The sequence below is a fragment of the Buttiauxella sp. B2 genome (assembly GCF_006376615.1).
Taxonomy (GTDB): domain Bacteria; phylum Pseudomonadota; class Gammaproteobacteria; order Enterobacterales; family Enterobacteriaceae; genus Buttiauxella.
The window spans coordinates 12,725-36,416 of sequence record NZ_VEXQ01000019.1; the positions used below are offsets into that span (position 1 = coordinate 12,725).

The 23,692-nt window shown below is 49.4% G+C and carries 22 protein-coding genes; 3 read left to right on the forward strand and 19 right to left on the reverse strand.

What is annotated here, in order from left to right:
• Window positions 1-45 precede the first annotated feature (45 nt).
• The 12 genes from rpoS to cysD all read right to left on the reverse strand — a co-directional run bounded on the left by rpoS (window position 46) and on the right by cysD (window position 10,107).
• Window positions 46-1,038: an RNA polymerase sigma factor RpoS gene (rpoS, locus tag FH968_RS18080; protein WP_139882139.1), complete on the reverse strand. Its 993-nt coding sequence runs from the start codon at window positions 1,036-1,038 to the stop codon at window positions 46-48.
• Between the two features lie 176 nt (window positions 1,039-1,214).
• The gene (gene nlpD / locus FH968_RS18085) at window positions 1,215-2,342 is read right to left on the reverse strand and encodes a murein hydrolase activator NlpD (RefSeq protein WP_139882140.1); all 1,128 of its coding nucleotides are present in this window, start codon (window positions 2,340-2,342) and stop codon (window positions 1,215-1,217) included.
• Window positions 2,343-2,472: 130 nt separating this feature from the next.
• Entirely contained in the window at window positions 2,473-3,099 is a 627-nt protein-coding gene (locus FH968_RS18090) for a protein-L-isoaspartate(D-aspartate) O-methyltransferase (protein ID WP_139882141.1), read from the reverse strand.
• Window positions 3,093-3,854, reverse strand: a complete 762-nt coding sequence (gene surE, locus FH968_RS18095; protein WP_139882142.1) for a 5'/3'-nucleotidase SurE — start codon at window positions 3,852-3,854, stop codon at window positions 3,093-3,095. The genes FH968_RS18090 and surE overlap by 7 nt, the downstream gene beginning before the upstream one ends.
• Window positions 3,855-3,993: 139 nt before the next feature.
• The gene (truD, locus tag FH968_RS18100; protein ID WP_370451530.1) at window positions 3,994-5,040 is read right to left on the reverse strand and encodes a tRNA pseudouridine(13) synthase TruD; all 1,047 of its coding nucleotides are present in this window, start codon (window positions 5,038-5,040) and stop codon (window positions 3,994-3,996) included.
• Window positions 5,040-5,519: a 2-C-methyl-D-erythritol 2,4-cyclodiphosphate synthase gene (gene ispF, locus FH968_RS18105; RefSeq protein WP_139882144.1), complete on the reverse strand. Its 480-nt coding sequence runs from the start codon at window positions 5,517-5,519 to the stop codon at window positions 5,040-5,042. Before ispF ends, truD begins: the two co-directional genes overlap by 1 nt.
• On the reverse strand, window positions 5,519-6,232 hold the full coding sequence (gene ispD / locus FH968_RS18110) for a 2-C-methyl-D-erythritol 4-phosphate cytidylyltransferase (protein WP_139882145.1): 714 nt from the start codon (window positions 6,230-6,232) through the stop codon (window positions 5,519-5,521). Before ispD ends, ispF begins: the two co-directional genes overlap by 1 nt.
• 20 nt (window positions 6,233-6,252) lie before the next feature.
• Window positions 6,253-6,567, reverse strand: a complete 315-nt coding sequence (gene ftsB / locus FH968_RS18115) for a cell division protein FtsB (protein WP_139882146.1) — start codon at window positions 6,565-6,567, stop codon at window positions 6,253-6,255.
• A gap of 212 nt (window positions 6,568-6,779) precedes the next feature.
• Window positions 6,780-7,103, reverse strand: coding sequence for a DUF3561 family protein (locus tag FH968_RS18120; protein WP_139882147.1), 324 nt, complete (start codon window positions 7,101-7,103; stop codon window positions 6,780-6,782).
• 51 nt (window positions 7,104-7,154) lie between these two features.
• Entirely contained in the window at window positions 7,155-7,760 is a 606-nt protein-coding gene (gene cysC, locus FH968_RS18125) for an adenylyl-sulfate kinase (RefSeq protein WP_139882148.1), read from the reverse strand.
• Window positions 7,760-9,187, reverse strand: coding sequence for a sulfate adenylyltransferase subunit CysN (gene cysN, locus FH968_RS18130; RefSeq protein WP_139882149.1), 1,428 nt, complete (start codon window positions 9,185-9,187; stop codon window positions 7,760-7,762). The genes cysC and cysN overlap by 1 nt, the downstream gene beginning before the upstream one ends.
• An 11-nt stretch (window positions 9,188-9,198) precedes the next feature.
• Entirely contained in the window at window positions 9,199-10,107 is a 909-nt protein-coding gene (gene cysD / locus FH968_RS18135; RefSeq protein WP_139882150.1) for a sulfate adenylyltransferase subunit CysD, read from the reverse strand.
• Window positions 10,108-10,376: 269 nt separating this feature from the next.
• Between cysD and FH968_RS18140 the strand changes: the two genes are divergently transcribed.
• Window positions 10,377-11,426, forward strand: coding sequence for an aminopeptidase (locus tag FH968_RS18140; RefSeq protein WP_139882151.1), 1,050 nt, complete (start codon window positions 10,377-10,379; stop codon window positions 11,424-11,426).
• Between the two features lie 190 nt (window positions 11,427-11,616).
• Window positions 11,617-13,719 carry a heparinase II/III family protein gene (locus FH968_RS18145; protein WP_139882152.1) on the forward strand — a complete coding sequence of 701 codons (2,103 nt, stop codon included), beginning with the start codon at window positions 11,617-11,619 and terminating at the stop codon, window positions 13,717-13,719.
• Here FH968_RS18145 and FH968_RS18150 read toward each other — a convergent pair.
• The 7 genes from FH968_RS18150 to cysJ all read right to left on the reverse strand — a co-directional run bounded on the left by FH968_RS18150 (window position 13,714) and on the right by cysJ (window position 23,014).
• A complete protein-coding gene (locus FH968_RS18150) occupies window positions 13,714-14,409 on the reverse strand; it encodes a FadR/GntR family transcriptional regulator (RefSeq protein ID WP_139882153.1) in 696 nt (231 codons plus the stop codon). The genes FH968_RS18145 and FH968_RS18150 overlap by 6 nt on opposite strands.
• Window positions 14,410-14,490: 81 nt before the next feature.
• Complete coding sequence (locus FH968_RS18155) at window positions 14,491-15,267, reverse strand: SDR family NAD(P)-dependent oxidoreductase (RefSeq protein WP_139882154.1); 777 nt, start codon at window positions 15,265-15,267, stop codon at window positions 14,491-14,493.
• Between the two features lie 96 nt (window positions 15,268-15,363).
• Window positions 15,364-17,139 (reverse strand): transporter, encoded by a 1,776-nt coding sequence (locus FH968_RS18160; protein WP_139882155.1) that lies wholly within the window; start codon window positions 17,137-17,139, stop codon window positions 15,364-15,366.
• Between the two features lie 23 nt (window positions 17,140-17,162).
• On the reverse strand, window positions 17,163-18,380 hold the full coding sequence (gene manD, locus FH968_RS18165; RefSeq protein WP_139882156.1) for a D-mannonate dehydratase ManD: 1,218 nt from the start codon (window positions 18,378-18,380) through the stop codon (window positions 17,163-17,165).
• A 325-nt stretch (window positions 18,381-18,705) separates the two neighbouring features.
• Entirely contained in the window at window positions 18,706-19,437 is a 732-nt protein-coding gene (gene cysH / locus FH968_RS18170) for a phosphoadenosine phosphosulfate reductase (RefSeq protein ID WP_139882157.1), read from the reverse strand.
• Window positions 19,438-19,496: 59 nt separating this feature from the next.
• Complete coding sequence (gene cysI, locus FH968_RS18175; RefSeq protein ID WP_139882158.1) at window positions 19,497-21,209, reverse strand: assimilatory sulfite reductase (NADPH) hemoprotein subunit; 1,713 nt, start codon at window positions 21,207-21,209, stop codon at window positions 19,497-19,499.
• Window positions 21,209-23,014 carry an NADPH-dependent assimilatory sulfite reductase flavoprotein subunit gene (cysJ, locus tag FH968_RS18180; protein ID WP_139882159.1) on the reverse strand — a complete coding sequence of 602 codons (1,806 nt, stop codon included), beginning with the start codon at window positions 23,012-23,014 and terminating at the stop codon, window positions 21,209-21,211. The genes cysI and cysJ overlap by 1 nt, the downstream gene beginning before the upstream one ends.
• Before the next feature lie 310 nt (window positions 23,015-23,324).
• Between cysJ and queD the strand changes: the two genes are divergently transcribed.
• On the forward strand, window positions 23,325-23,687 hold the full coding sequence (queD, locus tag FH968_RS18185) for a 6-carboxytetrahydropterin synthase QueD (RefSeq protein WP_189389220.1): 363 nt from the start codon (window positions 23,325-23,327) through the stop codon (window positions 23,685-23,687).
• Window positions 23,688-23,692 lie beyond the last annotated feature (5 nt).

Genomic DNA, 23,692 nt, shown 5'->3' on the forward strand with positions numbered 1-23,692 from the left:
AAAAAGCGGTGACCTGAGTCACCGCTTTTTTATTTGAAGAATCGGTTATTCGCGGAACAGTGCTTCGATGTTCAGTCCCTGAGTCTGCAAAATCTCACGCAGACGACGCAGACCTTCAACCTGAATCTGACGAACACGTTCACGAGTCAGGCCAATTTCACGACCCACATCTTCCAGTGTTGCAGCTTCATAGCCTAAAAGACCAAAACGACGAGCCAGCACTTCACGCTGTTTGGCGTTCAGTTCAAACAACCACTTAACGATGCTCTGTTTCATATCATCGTCTTGCGTGGTGTCTTCCGGGCCGTTGTCTTTCTCATCAGCCAAAATATCCAGCAGCGCTTTTTCAGAATCACCACCCAGCGGGGTGTCTACTGAAGTAATACGCTCGTTGAGACGCAGCATACGGCTAACATCATCAACCGGTTTATCCAGTTGCTCGGCAATCTCTTCAGCACTCGGCTCATGGTCGAGTTTATGAGAGAGTTCACGCGCAGTACGCAGATAAACGTTCAGCTCTTTCACGATATGAATCGGCAAACGAATCGTACGGGTTTGGTTCATGATTGCCCGTTCGATGGTCTGACGAATCCACCATGTCGCGTACGTTGAAAAACGGAACCCGCGCTCTGGGTCGAACTTCTCAACGGCACGAATTAGCCCCAGATTTCCCTCTTCAATCAAGTCCAGCAGAGCCAGACCACGATTGCTATAACGACGGGCAATCTTTACCACCAGACGCAAGTTACTTTCAATCATGCGACGGCGAGAAGCGACATCACCACGCAGTGCGCGGCGGGCAAAATACACTTCTTCTTCGGCTGTCAATAATGGGGAATAGCCGATCTCCCCAAGATAAAGCTGAGTCGCGTCAAGCACACGCTGAGTAGCTCCCTGTGACAACAACTCCTCTTCGGCAATGTCGTTATCACTGGGTTCTTCTTCTACGAGGACTTTTTCGTCAAAGACCTCAACTCCATTCTCATCATATTCCGCGTCTTCATTTAACTCGTTAACTTTCAGCGTATTCTGACTCATAAGGTGGCTCCTACCCGTGATCCCTGGGCAAAGCACCTTGCACTTATCCTTTAAGCGATATCTGTGTTGGCTGCCTTCATTCACCCCAGTCACTTACTTTAATAAGTTCTGGGGAAACACTCAGTTGCCGCCTAGATACCACTTAAATGCTTTCGTGCACTAAGTACTTTGCCGGCTTACCGCTGCGGTAAATAACGTAGCGGGTTGACGGATTTCCCCTTGTAACGAATTTCAAAATGTAACCGTGTTGAACTGGTTCCGGTGCTACCCATGGTAGCTATCTTCTGCCCCGCCGTGATTTCTTGTTGTTCCCGGACCAGCATTGTATCGTTATGGGCGTAGGCACTCAGGTAATCATCATTGTGTTTAATGATGATTAGATTACCGTAACCTCGCAGCGCATTACCGGCATAAACCACTCGCCCTGAGGCGGTAGCAACAATAGCCTGGCCTTTGCTGCCTGCGATATCGATCCCTTTATTGCCACCTTCAGTAGCAGAGAAGTTCTCAATAACCTTGCCATCAGTTGGCCAACGCCACGTCGAAATCGGCGCGCTGTCGGATGTGCTGCTAGCGGTTGGAACGGTAGTAGAGCTAACCACAGGTGCCGTAACCGGTGCTGTGACGACTGTCGCAGTACCTTTATTATTCGGCAACATTTTGTTAGCACTCTGTTCACCTGAATCCTCAGAATACGTAATTACCGGTTTAGAAGCAACCACTGTGGTGGTATTTTGCGCAGCGACTGGAGCAACACCTTGTGCACTAGCATCAGCCGCAGTTACAGCGTTTCCACCGGTAATTGGTGTTCCAGAAGAGCTGCCTACTTGCAGGGTTTGACCTACTTCTAAGCCATACGGGGCGGGGACATTATTGCGTTGCGCAAGGTCACGAAAATCGTTGCCAGTGATCCATGCAATGTAGAAAAGAGTGTCACCGCGTTTCACGGTATAGGTACTGCCACCAGCATAGCTCCCTTTCGGAATGTTCCCATACTTGCGGTTATAAACAATACGCCCGTTTTCAGTCTGAACAGGTGTTGATTCCACCTGTTGGGTGCGCATTGGTTGAATCGCCGGTTGCTGTTGTACAGGTTGAATTTGCGGAGTTTGGCTTTGGGTGGACATTTTTGGTGGCTGGGTTATCAGCATACCACCGGAAGAATTGCTGCCGGCATTACTGCTACCGCCCACTGAACTGATAGGTGCCTGGCTGTTATTACTGGTGCATCCAGCTAACCACAGGCTGACCAGCGACAACGCTGCAATACGGCGTAAAGTAAAAGTTGGGCTTCCCGCGCTCATTTATCCCCCAAAAAAAACAATCATATGCTTATGAAAATACGGCAGAACTGACATTAACAGCCAGATATAAAAAATTCGCTGCGCGTAACGTTACGCCAAAACCCTTAGAAAAAAACAAGAAACTTCTGGGTTATGCCAGTTCGCCTTTTACTAAAGGTACAAAACGAACAGCTTCTACCGTATCAATGACAAATTCCCCATTCAGTCGGCGAACACGTTTCAGATACTGCCTGTCTTCGCCTACCGGGAGAACCAGAATTCCACCTTCATCCAGTTGCGACAATAATTCACTGGGGATTTCCGGCGGAGCCGCCGTAACAATAATAGCGTCAAATGGACTGCGCGCATGCCAGCCCTGCCAGCCATCACCGTGACGGGTTGAGATATTGTGCAAATCGAGCTGCTTTAAACGCCGTCTGGCATGCCATTGCAGGCCTTTGATGCGCTCAACTGAGCAAACATGGTGCACCAGATGAGCCAGAATAGCGGTTTGATATCCAGAACCGGTGCCGATTTCCAGCACGCGGGACTCAGGAGTCAATTCAAGCAACTCAGTCATTCTTGCAACCATATAAGGTTGCGAGATGGTTTGGCCGGAGCCAATGGGTAATGCCGTGTTTTCCCAAGCTTTGTGCTCAAACGCTTCATCGACAAATTTTTCCCGTGGCACTTGCGCAATGGCATCAAGCACTTTTTCGTCTTTGATACCTTGAATGCGCAATTGTTCGAGAAGGGCTTGTACGCGCTTGCTTACCATTGCTCATCCACTCCTGATTTACTCAACCAGTGGCTGACCACCTCACGCGCACCGTGGGCTGTGAGATCAACATGCAGCGGTGTTACCGATACATAGCCTTCATCAACGGCGGCGAAATCGGTATCCGGGCCGGCATCAAATTTGTCACCTGGAGGGCCAATCCAATACAGTGTATTACCACGCGGATCTTCTTGTGGAATCACTTTATCTGAGGGATGGCGACTGCCGCAGCGCGTTACTCGAATGCCTTTAATTTCATCAAGTGGCAAATCCGGCACATTGATATTTAGGATGCGCCCGGTACGCAGCGGTTCACGCGATAGTGCTCGCAAAATGGAGCATGTCACCGCGGCAGCCGTTTCATAATGCTGATAGCCGTTCAATGAAACGGCCAGCGCCGGAATACCTAAGTGACGCCCTTCCATCGCCGCCGCAACGGTGCCGGAATAGATAACGTCATCGCCCAGATTTGGCCCGGCATTAATTCCGGAAACCACCACATCTGGGGCTGGGCGCATTAAAGCGTTAACCCCGAGATAGACGCAGTCTGTCGGCGTGCCCATTTGCACAGATATATCACCGTTTGCAAGCGTGAAGGTACGCAATGAAGATTCGAGCGTCAGTGAGTTTGATGCCCCACTGCGATTACGGTCCGGGGCGACAACCTGAACTTCAGCAAATTCCCTAAGTCGAGCAGCCAGCACCTGAATGCCCGGCGCATTGACACCGTCATCGTTACTCAAAAGTATTCTCATATTGGATTAACAAAGCTTCTTTTTGTTGTTTTATTCCATTCTGCTGATTTTAGTGCAGCTGTCATGAAATTGTTGCAGTTTTTGTAACATCCACCGTAACGACTTGTCCAGGGCAACGATACAGTCCCATGTTCCGCTACTACTCGGCGATATCTGCGTAATTACCCGGGGCACTCATCAGTTCGCGTACCACGCTGGTTGCGAAACTCCCGGCAGGTAGCCAGAAGCTTAACTCAACCGTGGTGTCATCCCACCAGTTCCAGCTCAGTTCTTTAGGCATCACCAGCATCGCTCGGCGAGACGCTTCTACGCGCTCACGTACCAGCAGCGCCTGTAAATCAGTTTCCTCGGCAACACATTGCTGTTCAAACGCCAGCGCGGCGTTTTGTGTTCCCCAGGCACCATCGCCGGGCAGCGGCGCGGTAATCAGTAACTCACCGTCATCGACACGAGTTTGCAGCTCAGGCAATTCTTCAGGCGTTGCAACAAACCAGCTACCGCGCCCAGCGAGTTGCAAAGCATCTCCGTCAATCACGTGGTTAAAGTCTGGTTTTTTCAGCCTTTCACTCACGATTTGGTTGAACATGGCGCTGCGAGCAGCTGACAGATAAAAACTGCGTTTATTGCGATCGCGTATTGGCGCATTGGTTTGCGCCCAGCGTAAAGCCTGATGAAGGTTATTACCGCCCATACCAAACCGTTGACTACCAAAATAGTTCGGTACGCCGTTATGCAGGATGGTATTCAGGCGCTGTTCTAGTTCAGCTCGATCGCTAACATTACGCAGCACCAGCGTGAAGCTGTTTCCTTTCAGAGCCCCCAAACGCAATTTGCGACGGTGACGGGCATATTCTTGTACCTGGCAGCCTTCAAGCTCGAAGCCTTTCATATTCGGCATTTCTTTGCCCGGCAGACGCACACAAAACCATTGTTCGGTCACAGCGTGCCTGTCTTTCTGACCAGCAAAGCTGACTTCGCGAGCTTGTACTTTAAGATATTTAGCCAGCGCATCGGCAACAAAGCGCGTGTTGCAGCCATTTTTCAGAATGCGTAACAACAAGTGTTCGCCATCGCCATCAGGCCCAAAGCCTAAGTCTTCGATAACGACAAAATCTTCAGGATTGGCTTTGATTAATCCTGTGCCTTGTGGCTTACCGTGCAGCCACGTCAAATTCTGCATATCCATTATTTACATGCCTTATGCAGGAGTGCCACCGCTTCGCAAGCGATTCCCTCACCACGACCGGTAAAGCCGAGCTTTTCAGTGGTGGTCGCTTTTACGTTCACATCATCCATATGACAACCCAGATCCTCGGCAATAAACACGCGCATCTGTGGGATGTGCGGAGCCATTTTAGGTGCCTGAGCAATAATGGTCACATCAACGTTGCCCAGGGTGTAGCCTTTCGCCTGAATACGACGCCACGCTTCACGCAACAATTCACGGCTGTCCGCCCCTTTAAACGCAGGGTCAGTGTCCGGGAATAACTTGCCAATATCACCCAGTGCGGCAGCGCCTAACAGAGCATCCGTTAATGCGTGTAGGGCAACATCACCATCGGAGTGCGCGAGTAACCCTTTCTCGAACGGCACGCGAACGCCGCCAATAATAATTGGGCCCGCGCCACCAAAGGCGTGTACGTCAAAACCATGTCCAATGCGCATTACTCTTTCTCCGTTTGGGTTAACCGCGTGAGGTAAAACTCCGCCAACGCCAGGTCTTCAGGGCGAGTTACTTTTATATTATCGGCGCGGGCGCTAATTAATTCGGGATGGAAACCACAATATTCAAGCGCCGAGGCTTCATCTGTAATCGAGGCATGTTCATCGAGTGCGCGCTGTAAACAACTACGCAGTAATTCCAGAGGGAAAAGCTGTGGTGTTAAAGCGTGCCAAAGGTCTTCACGATCAACAGTATTTGCAATCAGACTTTTTCCCGGTTCGCCGCGCTTCATGGTATCGCGAACGGGAGCAGCCAGAATGCCACCTATTTTGCTCGTCTCAGTGATTGCCAGCAATCGAGCTAAATCATCCTGATGCAAACAAGGACGCGCTGCATCATGCACCAGTACCCATTGTGGTACACCTTGCACGGCATTAAGCCCGGCAAGCACAGAATCTGCACGTTGTTCGCCGCCGTTAATTACCGTCACATGTGGATTTGAGGCCAGAGTTAGAGAGGCAAACCAGCTATCGGTAGGGTTAATGGCGATAACGACATGAGCCACGCGCGGGTGAGCCATCAGGCTTGCCACCGCGTGTTCTAGAATAGTTTTATCGCCGATTTTTAGATATTGCTTAGGACATTCCGTTTGCATACGGCTGCCGATGCCTGCTGCCGGCACCACGGCAATTACGTCCGGGGAGGAGTCTGCCATGTAGATTCACTTACGCTTGATTATCGATTGTTCTGCCCAGCGCCGTTACTTAAGCGCTTAGAGCTATCGGGTACCAGGCGGTAGAAAGTTTCACCCGGTTTGGTCATGCTGAGTTCGTTACGAGCACGTTCTTCAATGGCTTCTTGTCCGCCATTAAGATCGTCAATTTCCGCAAATAGCTGGTCGTTACGCGCTTTAAGTTTAGCGTTCGTCTCCTGCTGTGCGGCAACGTCGTCATTAACTCGCGTGTAATCATGTACACCGTTTTTTCCAAACCACAGCGAATACTGCAGCCAGACCAACAAGGCCAGCAATAGCAGCGTTAGTTTACCCATCCAGCCCCCTGAAAAACGGCACAATCATCGCACAAAATTTTATCGAGCATCGCTCCGGGTACAAAGCGACCCTTCGTATTTGCGGCAGAATTTATCACAGATCGCGCCGACATGCGCGTTTGCAGGTGAGTTAGCGGATTTGCAGTCATCAATAGGCAGTCATAAATAGGCAGTCATAAATAGTCTGTTACGGTTTGCTGAATATTTTACGATTAGCCCATCAGCCACAAAAAGAGGACGCCGAACATTAGCGCAACCGCCAATACAGTCGTGGCACAGCTATACAGCAAACGACCACGCAGCAGAGAGTGCAGCGCAATCCCCACGACCACGGCAACAGGTAACAACGCGAGGAAAAAAGGCCACGTATAAAGAAAGAAAAACAGTGTGTTAGGGCCGTAAATCAAGAAAGGAATACCCAGCGCCAATAGCCACGACAAAAAACCGATGAGCGCACCGGCCAATGACCAGGTTGTCTCTTCGGTTTCAGGGCTTGCTTCAGCCGATGTAATAGCTATGTTGGTGCCATTGCGCATAACGAATCCGTAAACCTTGCAAACCAGATACGTCACGCACCTGGCAATGTCTTAGGTTTTGATAATAACGTCACGACGCAGCAGGTCTAATAATTGCTCAATCAAATTTGTTACTAATTGTTCGCCATCTAAGTATATCTCCGGGTTCTCTGGCGCTTCATAAACCGAATCTATGCCCGTGAAATTACGCAACTCACCCGCACGGGCTTTTTTGTATAAACCTTTTGGGTCGCGCGCTTCGCAGACTGAAAGCGGCGTATTGACAAACACTTCGATAAACCGCCCTTCCCCGACGCGATCACGCACCATCTGACGGTCAGCACGATGTGGCGAAATAAACGCTGTTAACACCACAAGCCCGGCATCCACCATCAGATTGGCAACTTCACCAACACGGCGGATATTTTCTTTACGATCGGCATTACTAAAGCCCAGATCGCTACATAAGCCATGTCGCACGTTATCGCCATCAAGCAGATAAGTGCTTACACCAAGCTTGTGCAACGCTTCTTCCAGCGCACCTGCGATTGTGGATTTCCCCGAGCCGGAAAGCCCGGTAAACCACAGCACCGCGCCCCGATGCTGATGAAGTTTCTCACGTTGCCCAACCGTTACCGGATGGGCATGCCAGACGACGTTTTCGTCGTGCTCAGCCATTATTTACCCCCCAACAAATCACGAGCACCCCAGTGCGGGAAGTGGCGACGCACCAGCGCATTCAGTTCCAGTTCAAAGGCGCTGAAAGCTGAGGGCTCCAGATACACATCTTCTTGCGGCTCGCGCACCATGCCGGCACCAACCGTAACATTGGTCAAACGGTCGATGAAAATCAGTCCGCCGGTTACCGGGTTTTCCTGGTATTTATCCAGCACCAGCGGCTCGTCGAAAGTTAAATCTACCAGGCCAATACCATTCAGCGGCAGGCTTTCTACCACACGTTGAGTCAGACTGTTAATTTCGACCTGATAATGAATATTATCAACGCGGGCACGGGTTTTCTTGCCAGCGACCTTAATTTCATAGCTTTGACCCGGCACCAGCGCTTGTTCCGCCATCCACACCACATCGACTTTCGCAGTTTGCACCGCAGACAGCTTGTCACTGGCATCCACCAGCAAGTCGCCACGGCTGATGTCGATTTCATCTTTGAGCACCAGCGTAATGGCTTCGCCAGCAGCGGCTTGTTGCAAATCTCCATCAAAAGTTACGATTCGTGCAATCGCAGACTCAACACCTGACGGCAAAACTTTGATGCGCTGCCCGACTTTCACCACACCTGATGCCAGCGTGCCAGCATAGCCACGGAAATCCAGATTTGGACGGTTCACATACTGAACCGGGAAGCGCATCGGTTGCTGTTCTACCACGCGTAGTACTTCAACCGTTTCCAGAAGCTCAAGCAGCGTCGGGCCGCTGTACCATGGCATATTGATGCTTTGTGTCGCGACGTTATCACCTTCTAGTGCGGAGAGCGGTACAAAGCGAATATCCAAATCTGCTGGCAATTGTTCAGCAAAAGTCAGGTAGTCCTGTTTGATCTGTTCGAAAGTATCTTCGCTATAACCCACCAGATCCATTTTGTTGACCGCAACCACCAGGTGTTTGATCCCAAGCAATGTGGAGATAAAACTGTGGCGACGCGTTTGATCCAGCACGCTTTTACGCGCATCGATCAATAAGATAGCCAGGTCGCAAGTCGATGCGCCGGTCGCCATATTACGGGTGTACTGCTCATGCCCCGGCGTATCAGCAATAATGAACTTACGTTTTTCGGTAGAAAAATAACGGTATGCCACGTCGATGGTGATGCCTTGCTCACGCTCAGCTTGTAAACCATCCACCAGTAATGCCAGGTCCAGTTTTTCGCCCTGCGTACCGTGGCGTTTGCTGTCGGTATGCAGTGAAGAAAGTTGATCCTCATAAATTTGACGCGTGTCATGCAACAGGCGGCCAATCAGTGTGCTTTTGCCGTCATCTACGCTGCCGCAGGTCAGGAAGCGCAGCAGGCTTTTGTTTTGTTGCGCGTGCAGATAGGCTTCAACGCCACCTTCATCAGCAATTTGTTGTGCAATAGTGTTGTTCATCTGGCGGCTCCTTAGAAATAACCCTGGCGTTTTTTAAGCTCCATGGAGCCTGCCTGGTCGCGGTCAATTGCCCGCCCTTGACGTTCACTGGTGGTCGAAACCAACATCTCTTCGATGATTTCCGGCAACGTTTGCGCCTCAGATTTAACGGCACCGGTCAGCGGCCAACAGCCCAGGGTACGGAAGCGCACCATTTTCTGCTCAATCACTTCGCCCGGTTGTAAATCAATACGGTCATCGTCAACCATCAGCAACATGCCATCACGCTCCAGCACAGGGCGTGGAGCTGCCAGATACAACGGTACGATTTCGATATTTTCCAGGAAGATGTACTGCCAGATATCCAACTCGGTCCAGTTAGAAAGCGGGAACACGCGAATACTTTCGCCTTTATTAATCTGGCCGTTGTAGTTGTGCCACAGTTCAGGACGCTGGTTTTTTGGATCCCAACGATGGAAACGATCGCGGAACGAATAGATACGCTCTTTAGCACGGGATTTTTCTTCATCACGGCGCGCGCCACCAAAGGCAGCATCAAAACCGTATTTGCTCAGAGCTTGTTTCAACCCTTCGGTTTTCATGATGTCGGTATGTTTGGCACTGCCGTGTACGAACGGGTTAATCCCCATCGCCACGCCTTCCGGATTTTTATGCACCAGCAACTCAAAGCCGTAGTTCTTCGCAGTACGGTCACGAAAATCGTACATTTCGCGGAATTTCCAGCCGGTATCGACGTGCAACAGCGGGAATGGAAGTGTGCCTGGATAGAAGGCTTTACGGGCCAAATGCAACATCACCGATGAGTCTTTACCGATGGAATACATCATCACTGGATTGGAAAATTCGGCGGCCACCTCGCGGATGATATGGATGCTTTCTGCCTCCAACTGCCGTAAGTGTGTGAGTCGTTTTTGGTCCATAACCTTCCCTTAACCGAGGTTTAGTACGGAGGGTCATGGCCCACCGTTTAAAAAATCATTGAGGGACTATACGGCTGAGGTTTCTTTGTTATGAAATTACGAATTGGAATGAGTAGTTCCACAAAGGAATAACGCCGTGAAAATGCAAATCACAAAATGTGCTTAACAAGCGATATAACGAGGGTTTCAGAGCAATTGAAATTGTGTAACGTGTGTCACAGTTTCATACTAGGCACGCAAAAATTTTTCCTATTTAAAAGGGACCCACTATGTTTTCCGCATTGCGCCACTCGCTGACCCGCCTGGCGCCTGGCATTTGTTTTACCCTGTGCAGTGCTTTGCCAGCTTTTGCAAGTACCACGCCAGTAGGCGAAATTGCCAGTCAACAAACGCGCCACATTGCAACAGTATTCCCAGGACGCATGACCGGTAGCCCCGCGGAAATGTTAGCGGCAGATTATCTTCAACAGCAATTTAGCCAGCTTGGCTACCAAAGTGATATTCGTCGCTTTAATACTCGCTACCTTTACACCACCAAAGACGGCCACCAGAGTTGGCATAACGTCAGCGCCAGCTCTGTCATTGCAGCACGTGAAGGTACTAAACCACAGCAAATCATTATTATGGCGCACCTTGATACTTACGCCCCGCTTAGTGATATCGATGTGAATAACAATCTCGGTGGGCTCACGCTTCAGGGCGTTGATGACAACGCTTCAGGGCTCGGTGTGATGCTAGAACTCGCAACCCGCCTGAAAGATATTCCGACAAGCTATGGCATTCGTTTCATTGCCACCAGCGGCGAAGAAATTGGCGAATTGGGTGCGGCTGATATTCTCAAGCGTATGAGCGCGAGCGAAAAGAAAAATACGCTGTTGGTGATTAATCTCGATAACCTGATTGTCGGTGACAAACTCTATTTCAACAGCGGCAAATCGACTCCCACAGCCGTCAGCAAACTGACACGCGATCGCGCGTTAAAACTAGCGCGCCAACTGAATATTAAAGCCACCACCAATCCAGGGCTTAATGCCAAATATCCAAAAGGAACGGGTTGCTGTAGCGATGCTAACGTGTTCGATAAAGCAGGGATTTCGGTGCTTTCTGTTGAAGCGACAAACTGGTCGTTGGGCAAAAAAGATGGTTATCAGCAGAGAGCGAAAAGCAAAGCCTTCCCGGATGGAGTCAGTTGGCATAATGCATTGATTGATAACCAGCAATATTTGGATAAATGGTTACCGCAACGCATCGAAAAACGCAGTCACGATGTGGTGCGTGTGATGCTGCCGCTGGTGAAAGAGTTGGCCAAGGCCAAATAAGCGTTTTATCGGGCGGAGAAGTGTTGTGCTTATTCGCCCTACTACACCATTTAGTATGACTAATAAAACACTATTTTGTGACGCACCTTGCGAATCCTGTTTCCCACCTGCCAATAATCGTCTTAAATCTGGACAACCTCACCATCCCGACACTTAAATAGTCATACTAATTAAAGTCAGAGGGAAGATAATGTCTGCCTGGTCCCCACTATTTATTGATAATGACGATGCTGCTGCCCTGCGCAGCCATTTGAACCAAGATACACTGTTGGGCAATACGCTACGCCAGTATCAGCAACAAGTGGAACAGTGGCTAAATCAACCATTGAATGTCCCCGGACACGGTGAAGGTGGTGGGCCAGAACACGCGCAGCATAAGTTGAATTACCAAATGATGAGCCTGGCGGGCCGTCTGTGGCTGATAACGCAAGACTCTCGCTACAAAGAAGCCGTCATCCGTACGCTAACTGCCTATGCAGATATTTACCCTCACCTGGGTAACGCCGTCAGCCTCGACAGCAACCCACCGGGTCGTTTATTCCACCAGACCCTAAACGAAGACATGTTCTTGCTGTATGCGGCGGAAGCCTGGCATTGCGTAAAACATGGCTGTGACGTCAAACAAAGCCTGCACATAGAAACCCATTTACTGCGCCTGATGGCAAGCGACGCCATGTACACTCACGCAGCCACTTTCGATATTGTGCATAACCACGGCATGTGGTCTGTTGCCGCTGTCGCCATTTGTGGTTACGTGCTTGGCGATGAAAAAATGGTGCTTAACTCATTGCATGGCTTGCAACGGGACAACCTCAGCGGTGGCTTTTTCGCCCAGTTGGATAAGCTCTTTTCCTGCGATGGCTACTATGTAGAAGGGCTGTATTACCAGCGATTCGCCCTACGGCCAATGTTGCTACTCGCCGAAGCCATTTCCCGTTATCAACCTGAGCTGAATATTTGGGATTACCAGGACCGTCTTATTCAACGTGCTTGCTACGCTTTATTCGCTTTAGCCTTCCCTGATGGCACGCTGCCGGCTTTAAACGACGCCTCAAAAACCATGAATTTGCGGGATGAAGGTGCCGTTATGGCAGTCAGTCTGTGCTGGCAGCATTACGGTGAAGATGCGCGTTTAGCTGAATTAGCCCACTGGCAAGCTACCGCGTGGCCTGGGCGCGGGGCGTTGCAAATAACGCAATACCGCACAACACAGGAAAAAGCCGCTTGCTGGCCCTCGCAAATAGTACGAGATGGCAAAGAGGGTGAACGTGGTGCTATCGGCGTATTACGTTTTCGCGACAAAGAACAAGACGACAATATGGCGCTGCTCTACTGGGGTGGTCATGGCAACATTGTGGGAATGCACTCGGCACTCAATCATGGGCATTTCGACGGCCTACATCTGAGCCTTTTCAATCGTGGGCGGGAATTCTTGCGTGATTACGGATTCGGTCGATGGGTGAATATCGAACCTAAATTTGGCGGGCGTTACATTGCCGAAAACAGCAGCTACTGCAAACAAACTGTCGCTCACAATACTGTCGTGGTCGATGAAGGTTGCCAGCATAATTTCGATAAAGACAGGGCCGCATTACTTCACGGCGAGACACATTTTTTTATCACCGACCATCCTTCAAGCCAGGGCATGAGCGCACGCTGCAATGGTTACTGGCCTGGAGTGAACCAATTGCGCACGGTGTTAATGCTCGATTTGCCCCAGTGTGAAAAACCATTATTGCTCGACCTGTTCAGTTTAATAAGCGCTCAGACACATCAATATGATTACTGTCTTCACGGGCGCGGTCAGTTGATCAACACCTCTTCAACTCTGGATTACGCAACGCAATGGCGCCCCTTGGGTAATCAAAACGGTTATCAGCATTTGTGGGATTGTGCCCGCAGCAAAATTGGGGCGAACCAAAGTACGCAATTTACCTGGCTGGATGGCGATACGTTTTACAGCGCGACCGGGGTATTACCACTGGGCGGGGAGTTTATCGTGGCACAAACTGGAGCCAGCGATCCGCAATTTAATTTACGCGTTGAACCGGCCTGGCTATGGCGTACTCAGGGCGATAACGTCCTGTTTGCCACCGCGATTGAAAGCCACGGTTATTTTGATGAAGCGAGCGAAACATCGCGTAATGCAAGGCCGCAAGTCAGCCGTATTGAAGTGCTTGAGCATAACGTAGAGCAAAGCAAAGTTGCTGTGTATTTCGTGCAAGGGGACGCGGTGAGCGTCACGGTGGATAACCGCCCAGGATGCGGGCAGTTTACCGTTGAGCCTTTATAAACGATGTTTGCTGGCGGTCATTAACGCCAGCGACGCGTCATAGGCGGCGTCACCGTCGCCAATCATTATGGCTCGATAAATACGGTGATGATCTTCAAGGCACATGCCGCCCTCTTTCGAAGAATGGCTGATGAACCACTTAAATACGGTGGTCAACACATTGCCAAATGGGGCATAAAAACAATTGCCTGAAGCTAAGAAAATTAAACGGTGAAAGCGGGTATCAACATCTACCCAACGGTCGGGGTCGAAATCCTTCGCCACGGTACACATTTCTTCGTGCACACGGGACAGCTCAATACGCTGTTCACTTGTCGCATTTATCGCAGCAAGTCTTGTGGCATGAGGTTCAATAACGCGGCGAAACTCCAGAAACTGATGGTACATTTCCAGCGTTCCTTCCATGCCGTTCATCCACTCCAACAACTGTACATCCAGAATATTCCAGTTATTACGTGGCCGAACGCGGGTGCCAACTTTGGGGCGCGATTCCAACATCCCTTTCGATGACACCAGTTTTAGCGCTTCACGTAGAGCCGTACGACTCACACCAAATTGCTCACAAAGCTCCACTTCACTCGGCAAAATATCTCCAGGTTTTAGCTGTCCGGATAAAATTTTGCGGGCAATGTCGCTGGCAATAAGTCCATCCAGCCCACGTTGTGTCGTTGCAATGGTTGTGAATTGCATGCTTTTGTCATACCTGAAAAAGGGAAGATGAGTAGTGTACCACCAAACTGTAAAGGCACTAAGTGCCTCTACAGGCAGGAATCATGGTGCCATTTGCCCGCCATTTACATCAAGGATTTGCCCAGTAATGTAGCCGCTCATACGGTGAGAGGCGAAAAACAGGAAACTGGGTGCAACTTCTTCACTACGACCAAAACGCCCCATCGCAATGGAACCGGCGATTTTGTCACGCAGCTCCTGCGGCTTATCTTCATGAAATGCAGTGTCGATAGTGCCAGGGGAAACAATGTTGAAACGGATATTGTCTTTGGTGAACTCTTTAACCCAGTTGCGGTGAATGTCATGCAGCCAGGCCTTTGAAGCGGCATAAACCCCAGCTCCAATGCCTCCACCTTCGCGGCCAGCGATGGAGCCTGTACTGATAACCGATGCCGTTTCACCGCTGAGTTTCGCGGATTCGCGAAGATGTGGGATCGCGTATTTGGTCATCATTAATGCCGAGCGAGCGTTGAGATCCATCACCCGATCATAGAAGGCATCATCAATGTCCTCGAGCCCGGATCGTCCACCTAATCCACCGGCATTATTAATAAGCACATCAAGGCCACCAAACTGCTCCACAAAAGCGTCAACCAGCGCCTGACACGCACCAGACTGGCATAAATCTGCCTGGAAATAACTCACTTCCCCCCCGTGGGCACGGAGTTCAGCCAGAACCGATTCCATCTGCTGTGGAGAGCGACGACCATTAATTCCGACTATTGCACCGCTTTGAACAAAAGCTTTCGCGGCGGCAAGACCCACCCCCGCCGAAGCACCAGTGATTAGCACACGCTTGTTTCGTAAATCAGAGAACATCGGATCACCTCTATTTGTCATTTAGTATTACAAATACTATCAATCAACACTTAGCATGAAAACTAAAAGCGCCTGATTAAAGGCGCTTTTGTGAACTCAGAGCGGATGTTTAGCTTGCTGATGAGAATTCTGCGTAATCCGGCAACTCAGGCGTAATAAATACCCAACCAGGAAGATCATCGCGGCACATGCCAGAAATAATAGCCGTCCCCATACCGGGTTTGGAATCAAGACCATCAGCAATATTCCCGCGCTCATCAACATGGTGATAAAGCCAATTTTTTCACGTTGCTGGAGGTCAAACCCTTGCTGATGTTCATCAGCAACCACTTCGGTTTCGATGTTCTTAAAGAAGGTTTCAATTTGCTGCTGTTCTTTGAGGGAGTAGGACTCCTCACGGTAAAACAACTTAGTACAGATAAAGAAGCCACCCGTCAGCACCAGGTGCGCAATGATATTAATGATGACGTTGATTTCGCTCATTTCACGTTTAGTGAAAGCAATGCCCAGCCACTGTCCCAACGCCTTCGACGTCAGTACGTCGATGCATAACCACGAAACAAATATTCCGAACAATACCGTACCCCAGGCAGCCCAACGTGGCGTACGCTTGATAAACATGCCGAAGAATAGCGGTACCAGCAGAGGCGCTTGTGCAAGCGTGGAAACTGACATCATCAAGTCAAACAGACTCATGCCTTCGAGGTGACTAAAGAGCAACGAGACAATAATGACCAGCACCCCATTAACAATACAGAACATTTTACCGGCGAAGAGTTCGGCACGGTCGCTGATCTTCTTATTGCGACAAATCACTGGCACCCAGAAACTACGCACGAAAATCCCACTATTACGGTTGAGTGCTGGGTCCATGGTCGACATTGTTGCAGCAAATAACCCTGCGACCAGCAAACCCACTGTGCCCGCAGGCATCGCTCGTTCAACAAAGCTCAAATAAATCGTGTCTGAGGCTTTATTCCCAAGTGCGGCATATTGTGCCGTGGCATCAGGATAAAGACTGGCGGAAACCCACGGTGGAATAAACCAAATCAGCGTGCCAACAGCCATTAAAATCATGGCAAAGAAGGCCGCTTTTTGCGCATTCTTTGAATCCTTAGCATTCAAGAAACGGTAAGAGTCCTGCATGTTATTAATGTTTTGTAATTGCTTCACAATAAAGAAAATAACGGAGCCTGCTATCACTACTCCGTAATTCATATTGGGGCCCATAACAAACCCTGAAGGGAAATGAGTTACCATATTGACTGGACCACCCACTTTCACTAAAGCTACTACCGCACAGGCAACAGAAATAACAGCAACAATAAGTGTTTGTACAAAGTCGGATGCCACAACGCCCCAGGCACCACTTAATAATGAGATCATTAAAACCACAATTCCCGTAACCCAAATGGTTACAGAGAGATCCCATTTAAATACTGTGCTCACAAAAATAGCTAAAGCATTCATCATTACCGCGCCACTAAGAATACTCAGTGGAATAATGACCCAGGTAAAGAAGTGTTCACTCTGTGAACCAAAGCGATGGCGAATGACTTCTGTTGCTGTATCTACCCTAACCTGACGGAAGCGTTTAGCAAACCACAACCAGGAAATTCCGTAGGCTATGGTATTTCCAAGGAATATTGCCGCAACCATAAAACCATCACTGAAGGCTTTCCCTGCCGCTCCAGTAAAGGTCCAGGCGCTGAATTGTGTCATAAATGCGGTGGCGCCGACCATCCACCACAACATTCGCCCGCCACCACGGAAATAGTCGCTAGAGGACTTACTGGCCATTTTTTTAAATATAAAGCTAATCAACACCATTAAGATGAAATAACCACAGATTACAGCGGTATCATAGATCATAATCGTACCCTTAGGTCAGAGGATTACCAATTCCAAAGTGTTCCGTCTTCGAGGCGGCTAACAGGAAGATAAGATCTGACATAGGAATAATTTCCCATGGCGCTTTCGTCTATATCAATTCCCAGACCCGGCTTATCGGAAACCAATAACATTCCATCCTTGAGGGGTAATTCGTATTTAAATAGGCTATTTAATTCAGGCGTTCCAAACCCGACAAACTCTTGAATACCAAAATTGGGTGCCCAGCTATTAATATGCAGATGAGCCATTGTCGAAATAGGTGATAAATCGGGTGCGCCGTGTGGTGCCATGCGTACATGATAAAGTGCAGCAAAATCGCTTAACTTTCGCATCGGTGTGATTCCACCACCATGCGAAACCGCAGTACGGATATAATCTATGGATTGCGTTTCTATTAACTCTTTAGCATCCCAAATAGTATTAAATATTTCCCCAACCGCCAGCGGCGTGGTGGTGTGTTGGCGGATTTGTTGATACCCGGCTGGGTTTTCTGCGGTCACGGTGTCTTCAAGGAACAACAAATCATAAGGCTCTAGTAATTTGCCCAGTCGCGCGGCTTCAATCGGTGTCAGGCGGCTGTGCACGTCATGCAATAAATCAATCTCATACCCGAATCGCTCACGTGCCGCTTTGAATAATTCGGGAATGAAATTCATATACTTGCGCGTCGACCATGTTTGTTCCGGTGGTAACGGTCTGTTTCCCTGCAATTCATAGTAATTTTTCTTTCCTTCCAGGGTGCCATAAGTCCCTTTGGTCGAAGGAATCGCACATTGCAGACGAATAGCTTTATAACCTTGTTCAATCAAGCCCGCGGCGTTATCTAGCACTTCACCAATGCTTTCGCCATTAGCGTGAACATAAACTGTCACGCCCTGGCGGCTTTTTCCACCCAGCAATTGCCATACCGGAAGAGCCGCATGTTTGCCGAGGATATCCCACAACGCCATGTCTATCGCGACAATGGCAGTCATGGTTACCGGGCCTTTACGCCAGTAAGCGCCACGATAGAGGTATTGCCATATATCTTCGATATTGCGCGGATCTTTACCAATAAGACACGGCGCAATATGCTCTTCCAGATAAGCTGCCACAGCCATTTCCCGGCCATTTAGCGTGGCATCACCCACGCCATAGATCCCTTCGTCAGTTTCAATCTTTACCGTGACAAAATTACGTCCAGGCCGGCTAACCAGCACTTTTATACGTTCGATCTTCATAGCGACTCTCGTAGGGTAGAGAAAAGACAGGTCAATAAAACATTCTATTTGTATTACTATAGTATTTATAAGGTGTCTAATATGTGAACGAAGTCGTAATTTTTGAGTTAACGACATGCGAATCATTAGTTGCTTAAATGTAACAAGCACTAAAACATGAGAGTATCCAGACAGAATAAATCACTAACTCAATGATAAGAAATTGAATTTAAAGAAGGGTCTTTGGAGGTCACTACAGAAATAAAAAGAAAAAGCATTGCGCTTCCATCTTCATTGGTATGACTAATAAAAACCCTTCGGCAGAGTGCGAAGGGTTTTTAGATATTTACTCGTGCAATCCGCACTCACGCTTGAGGCCAAAGAAGCGAGTCTCTTCTTCCGCCATACCTTCTTCCCATTTGCGCGTGGTGTGCGTGTCGCCTACTGAGAGGTAACCCTGGTCCCATAGAGGATGGTATTTCAGGCCATTAGCAGTGAGGTATTGGTAAACCTGGCGGTTGTCCCAATCGATAATAGGCAGGATTTTAAAGACTTCGCGTTGAATCGCCAGCACCGGCAAATTCGCCCGGCTACCGGATTGTTCACGCCTTAAACCCGCAAACCAAGTTTGCCCACTCAGTTCACGCAGCGCACGGTTCATCGGCTCGACTTTGTTGATGTCATTGTATTTTTCAATACCTTCAACGCCCTGCTCCCAAAGTTTACCGTAACGCGCTTCCTGCCAGGCTGCACTTTCTTGTGCGCTATAAACCTTCAGATTCAGTTTCAGCTTATCCGTCAGTTCATCAATAAACTGGTAGGTTTCCGGGAACAGATAACCAGTATCAGTGAGGATAACCGGAATATCCGGGAACTGCCGGGTAACCAGATGCAGGCTTACCGCTGCCTGAATGCCAAAACTTGAGGACAGCGTAAACTCGCCCGGCAGATTTTCCAGCGCCCATCCAACACGTTGCTCGGCAGTGAGTTTGTCGAGTTGACTGTTTACCTCGGCCAGGGCCATGACTCGCTCGACTTTTGGTAGATCGTTCAATGCTTTTAAATCGAGAACGGACATACGTGCCTCGCTTATTTAATAGGTAACCCTCACCTCTTTGGGACGAGGGTTAGGGAAATTTAGTCCCACAAATCTCGAGCAGGATCCAACACCGGGCGAATAATCCCGACACGGATGGTGAAGTCACCAAAACCTTCGTCGGCCTCACGTTCCTTAGACCAACGCCCAACCAGTTCATCGATAGAAGCCAGAATCTCTGGTTCAGTAATGTTTTCACGATACATGCGCGGAATACGCGTGCCGATGCGATTACCGCCAATGTGTAAGTTGTAGCGCCCTGGCGCTTTTCCCACCAGGCCGATTTCTGCTAGTAATGCGCGGCCACAGCCATTCGGGCAGCCGGTTACACGCGTCACAATGTGCTCATCTGGCACATGGTGTTTTTCCAGCACTTCTTCAACTTTAGTCACAAACTGCGGCAGGAAACGTTCAGCTTCCGCCATCGCCAGCGGACAAGTCGGGAATGCGACACAGGCCATCGAGTTTTCACGCTGCGGTTTCACCGCGTTCATCAACCCGCTTTCTTTTGCAATCTTCTCAATTGCCGCTTTTTCGCCGGCAGGAACACCCGCAACTATCAGGTTTTGGTTCGCCGTCAGGCGGAAGTCACCTTTGTGGATCTTAGCGATGTCCATCAAGCCAGTTTTCAACGGTCTGCCTGGATAATCCAGAATACGACCATTTTCGATAAACAGCGTCAGGTGCCATTTGTCATCGATACCTTTAACCCAACCAATGCGATCCCCACGCCCAGTGAATTCATACGGACGAATCGGTTCGAAGGTGATGCCAGCACGGCGCTCAACCTCCGCTTTAAATACATCAACACCAACGCGCTCAAGGGTGTATTTGGTTTTAGCATTTTTACGATCGGTACGGTTGCCCCAGTCGCGTTGTGTGGAAACAACAGCTTCCGCTACCGCCAGCGTGTGCTCCAACGGGATATAACCAAACTCGCTCGCCGTACGGGCATAGGTTGCCTTGTTGCCATGTTCAACGGACAAGCCACCGCCGACTAACACGTTAAAGCCCACCAATTTGCCGTCTTTAGCGATAGCGATAAAGTTCATGTCGTTGGCATGAAGATCGACGTCATTCTGCGGTGGCACGACTACCGTCGTTTTAAATTTACGCGGCAAATAGGTGGAACCCAGGATCGGCTCTTCGTCAGTTGTCGCGACTTTCTCTTTATCCCACCAGATTTCAGCGTAAGCGCGGGTACGCGGCAATAAATGCTCAGAGAGTTTTTTCGCCCACTCGTAGGCTTCCTGGTGCAGTTCAGACTCCACCGGGTTGGAAGTACAAAGTACGTTGCGGTTCACGTCGTTGGCGGTCGCCAACGCATCCAGCCCAACCTCATGCAGCATCTCGTGAGCCGGCTTCACGTTCTTTTTCAGAATGCCGTGAAACTGGAAAGTCTGGCGGTTGGTCAGACGAATGCTGCCGTAGATCGTTTTGTCTTCGGCAAATTTATCAATCGCACGCCACTGTTCGGTGGTAATGATCCCACCGGGTAGACGGCAACGCAGCATCATCGCGTGGCGAGGTTCGAGTTTTTGTTCTGCACGTTCTGCACGAATATCGCGATCGTCTTGCTGATACATACCGTGGAAACGGATCAGCAAAAAGTTGTCGCCTCTGAAGCCGCCGGTCAACCCGTCCTGCAAATCGTCCTGAATGGTGCCGCGCAGGAAATTGCTTTCGCGTTTCAAACGCTCGGCGTCAGACAGTTTGCCTTCGACCACTAATGGTCCTGGGTGTTTTTCGCTCATTAGTAGACATCTCGCTGATAACGGCGCTCAACGCGCAGCTCACTTAAAAATTCATCTGCCGTTTCGATATCCATACCACCGAACTCGGCTACCACTTCCAGTAATACCTGCTCAACGTCTTTCGCCATGCGATTTGCATCGCCACAGACGTAAATGTGGGCACCTTCATTAATCCAGTTCCACAGCTCCGCGCCTTTTTCGCGCAGTTTATCTTGTACGTATATTTTGTGTTGCTGGTCACGGGACCAGGCGAGATCAATATGGGTCAGTAGCCCGTCTTTGACGTAGCGCTGCCATTCAACCTGATACAAGAAATCATCGGTAAAGTGCGGGTTGCCGAAGAACAGCCAGTTTTTGCCACCGGCACCGTCGTTTTCACGCTGCTGCATGAAAGCACGGAACGGTGCAATACCGGTGCCTGGGCCAATCATGATGACAGGCGTATCTGGATTCGCTGGCAGACGGAAGTTATCGTTATGTTCGATGAATACACGCACTTCACCCTCTTCTTCAAGACGGTCCGCCAGGAAGCCTGATGCGCCACCGGTACGTGCGCGCCCTTCGATGTCATAACGCACCACGCCAACCGTAATATGGACTTCGCTTTCTGCTTCTGCCTGAGAAGAAGCAATGGAGTACAGGCGCGGTGTCAGTGGGCGCAGCAAATCAATGAGCTGTTCGGCCGTTAATTCAGCCGGAGCGTAACGCACCATGTCGACAATGGGTGTGCTTTGAGCAAAATGTTGCAGCTTGGTTTTATCGCCTACTAAATCCAGCAGCACCGCGTTACGAGTGATTTGAGCGTATTTCTCAACGATATTCGCGGTGTTGACGGTCAGTTCAAAATGCCATTCCAGCGCTTCACTCAATAGCAAAGTTTTGCCATCAACAGTGACGTTCTCATCACCTTTGAGCCACAACAATTCGATCAGTTCTTTAACCAGTGCCGGACAGTTCTGATACCAGACACCCAGCGCATCGCCTGGTTGGTAACGCAAACCTGAATCACCCAAGTCAATTTCGAAATGGCGCACATCTTTTTCAGAATCTCGCCCTGTGATTTTCTGGTTAACGTTGAGCATTGCTGCCAGCGGCGCTTCTTTAGTGTATGGACTGGAGAAAACTTCGTTTACTACGCCAGTAGCAGTGGCTGCCGCTTGCGCTGGTGTTTCTGTCGGTACGCGGGATTTCAAAATATCGACAATTTTTGCACGCCATTCTGCCGCCGCGGGCTGAAACTCGACGTCAGTATCCACGCGTTCCAGCAGGCGTTCACCGCCAAGCTCCGCGAGTTTGGAATCAAAATCTTTACCGGACTGGCAGAAGAATTCGTAAGAAGTGTCACCCAGGCTGAATACTGCAAATGCGGTTCCCGGAAGTTTGGGCGCTTTTTTTGAGAACAAATATTTGTGCAATGCCACCGCTTCTTCAGGCGGTTCACCTTCGCCCTGCGTCGAGGTCACGACAATCAGCAGTTTTTCCTGGGCAATTTGTTTGAATTTATAGTCACCCGCATTAACCAGGTTAACGTTCAATTTTGCTGCCAACAAATCGTCACGCAGTTGTTCGCTCACACGACGCGCGTTACCAGTCTGAGAGGCGGAAATCAACATGATCACTGGGGTTTCAGCCGCAGCAGGCTGTGCAACTGCAACGCTGCCGGGTTGTTGATTGATCATTCCCCAAAAATAGCCGGATAACCAGGCCAGTTGAGTCTGCGAAAAATCGGTTGTCGCCGCCTGGAGGCGTGCCAGTTGCTCCGGGGTTAGCGGCAGCAAAGCGGTCGGTGGGGCCTGAGTCGTCATGCTTGATTGAGTTCCAGTAACAAAAGGTCCGTTTTTAATATCGAACGAATAAACGGGAATAGCGTAAGGTTAACGAGGCTGATAGTAACAATTAAAGAAGGGATAGAAATAACAAATAACCAAAACGACTAACCGCTTTTTCTGGTAATACATAGAGTTAAAAGTGGTTATCCAACTAATTGATATTTAAACAATTAGCTATAATCAGAATGCAGTAATGGTGGTTTACGTACCCTGGTTAGTTTTAGTTAATGCGTAAAATAGTCATTTCCGGTACTATGCGGCGGTTTTTCGCCCTACAGAGAATGTAATAATGACCACCACGCTGTTTAAAGATTTTACCTTCGAAGCCGCTCACCATCTACCGCATGTGCCAGAAGGCCACAAATGCGGTCGCCTGCATGGCCACTCTTTTATGGTGCGTCTGGAAATCACCGGAGAGGTTGATCCCTATACCGGCTGGATTATGGATTTCTCTGAGCTAAAAGCGGCGTTCAAACCGACCTATGACAGGCTGGATCATTACTACCTGAATGATATTCCAGGGCTTGAGAATCCAACCAGCGAAGTACTGGCAAAATGGATTTGGGATCAAATGAAGCCGATTGTGCCGCTGCTCAGTGCGGTGATGGTGAAAGAAACCTGTACCGCCGGTTGCGTGTATAAAGGTTAAAAGAA

Excerpts from the sequence above, each read along its gene's own strand:
- rpoS (WP_139882139.1), bottom strand. The coding sequence starts at position 1,038 with ATGAGTCAGAATACGCTGAAAGTTAACGAGTTAAATGAAGACGCGGAA.
- nlpD (WP_139882140.1), bottom strand. The coding sequence starts at position 2,342 with ATGAGCGCGGGAAGCCCAACTTTTACTTTACGCCGTATTGCAGCGTTG.
- FH968_RS18090 (WP_139882141.1), bottom strand. The coding sequence starts at position 3,099 with ATGGTAAGCAAGCGCGTACAAGCCCTTCTCGAACAATTGCGCATTCAA.
- surE (WP_139882142.1), bottom strand. The coding sequence starts at position 3,854 with ATGAGAATACTTTTGAGTAACGATGACGGTGTCAATGCGCCGGGCATT.
- truD (WP_370451530.1), bottom strand. The coding sequence starts at position 5,040 with ATGGATATGCAGAATTTGACGTGGCTGCACGGTAAGCCACAAGGCACA.
- ispF (WP_139882144.1), bottom strand. The coding sequence starts at position 5,519 with ATGCGCATTGGACATGGTTTTGACGTACACGCCTTTGGTGGCGCGGGC.
- ispD (WP_139882145.1), bottom strand. The coding sequence starts at position 6,232 with ATGGCAGACTCCTCCCCGGACGTAATTGCCGTGGTGCCGGCAGCAGGC.
- ftsB (WP_139882146.1), bottom strand. The coding sequence starts at position 6,567 with ATGGGTAAACTAACGCTGCTATTGCTGGCCTTGTTGGTCTGGCTGCAG.
- FH968_RS18120 (WP_139882147.1), bottom strand. The coding sequence starts at position 7,103 with ATGCGCAATGGCACCAACATAGCTATTACATCGGCTGAAGCAAGCCCT.
- cysC (WP_139882148.1), bottom strand. The coding sequence starts at position 7,760 with ATGGCTGAGCACGACGAAAACGTCGTCTGGCATGCCCATCCGGTAACG.
- cysN (WP_139882149.1), bottom strand. The coding sequence starts at position 9,187 with ATGAACAACACTATTGCACAACAAATTGCTGATGAAGGTGGCGTTGAA.
- cysD (WP_139882150.1), bottom strand. The coding sequence starts at position 10,107 with ATGGACCAAAAACGACTCACACACTTACGGCAGTTGGAGGCAGAAAGC.
- FH968_RS18140 (WP_139882151.1), top strand. The coding sequence starts at position 10,377 with ATGTTTTCCGCATTGCGCCACTCGCTGACCCGCCTGGCGCCTGGCATT.
- FH968_RS18145 (WP_139882152.1), top strand. The coding sequence starts at position 11,617 with ATGTCTGCCTGGTCCCCACTATTTATTGATAATGACGATGCTGCTGCC.
- FH968_RS18150 (WP_139882153.1), bottom strand. The coding sequence starts at position 14,409 with ATGCAATTCACAACCATTGCAACGACACAACGTGGGCTGGATGGACTT.
- FH968_RS18155 (WP_139882154.1), bottom strand. The coding sequence starts at position 15,267 with ATGTTCTCTGATTTACGAAACAAGCGTGTGCTAATCACTGGTGCTTCG.
- FH968_RS18160 (WP_139882155.1), bottom strand. The coding sequence starts at position 17,139 with ATGATCTATGATACCGCTGTAATCTGTGGTTATTTCATCTTAATGGTG.
- manD (WP_139882156.1), bottom strand. The coding sequence starts at position 18,380 with ATGAAGATCGAACGTATAAAAGTGCTGGTTAGCCGGCCTGGACGTAAT.
- cysH (WP_139882157.1), bottom strand. The coding sequence starts at position 19,437 with ATGTCCGTTCTCGATTTAAAAGCATTGAACGATCTACCAAAAGTCGAG.
- cysI (WP_139882158.1), bottom strand. The coding sequence starts at position 21,209 with ATGAGCGAAAAACACCCAGGACCATTAGTGGTCGAAGGCAAACTGTCT.
- cysJ (WP_139882159.1), bottom strand. The coding sequence starts at position 23,014 with ATGACGACTCAGGCCCCACCGACCGCTTTGCTGCCGCTAACCCCGGAG.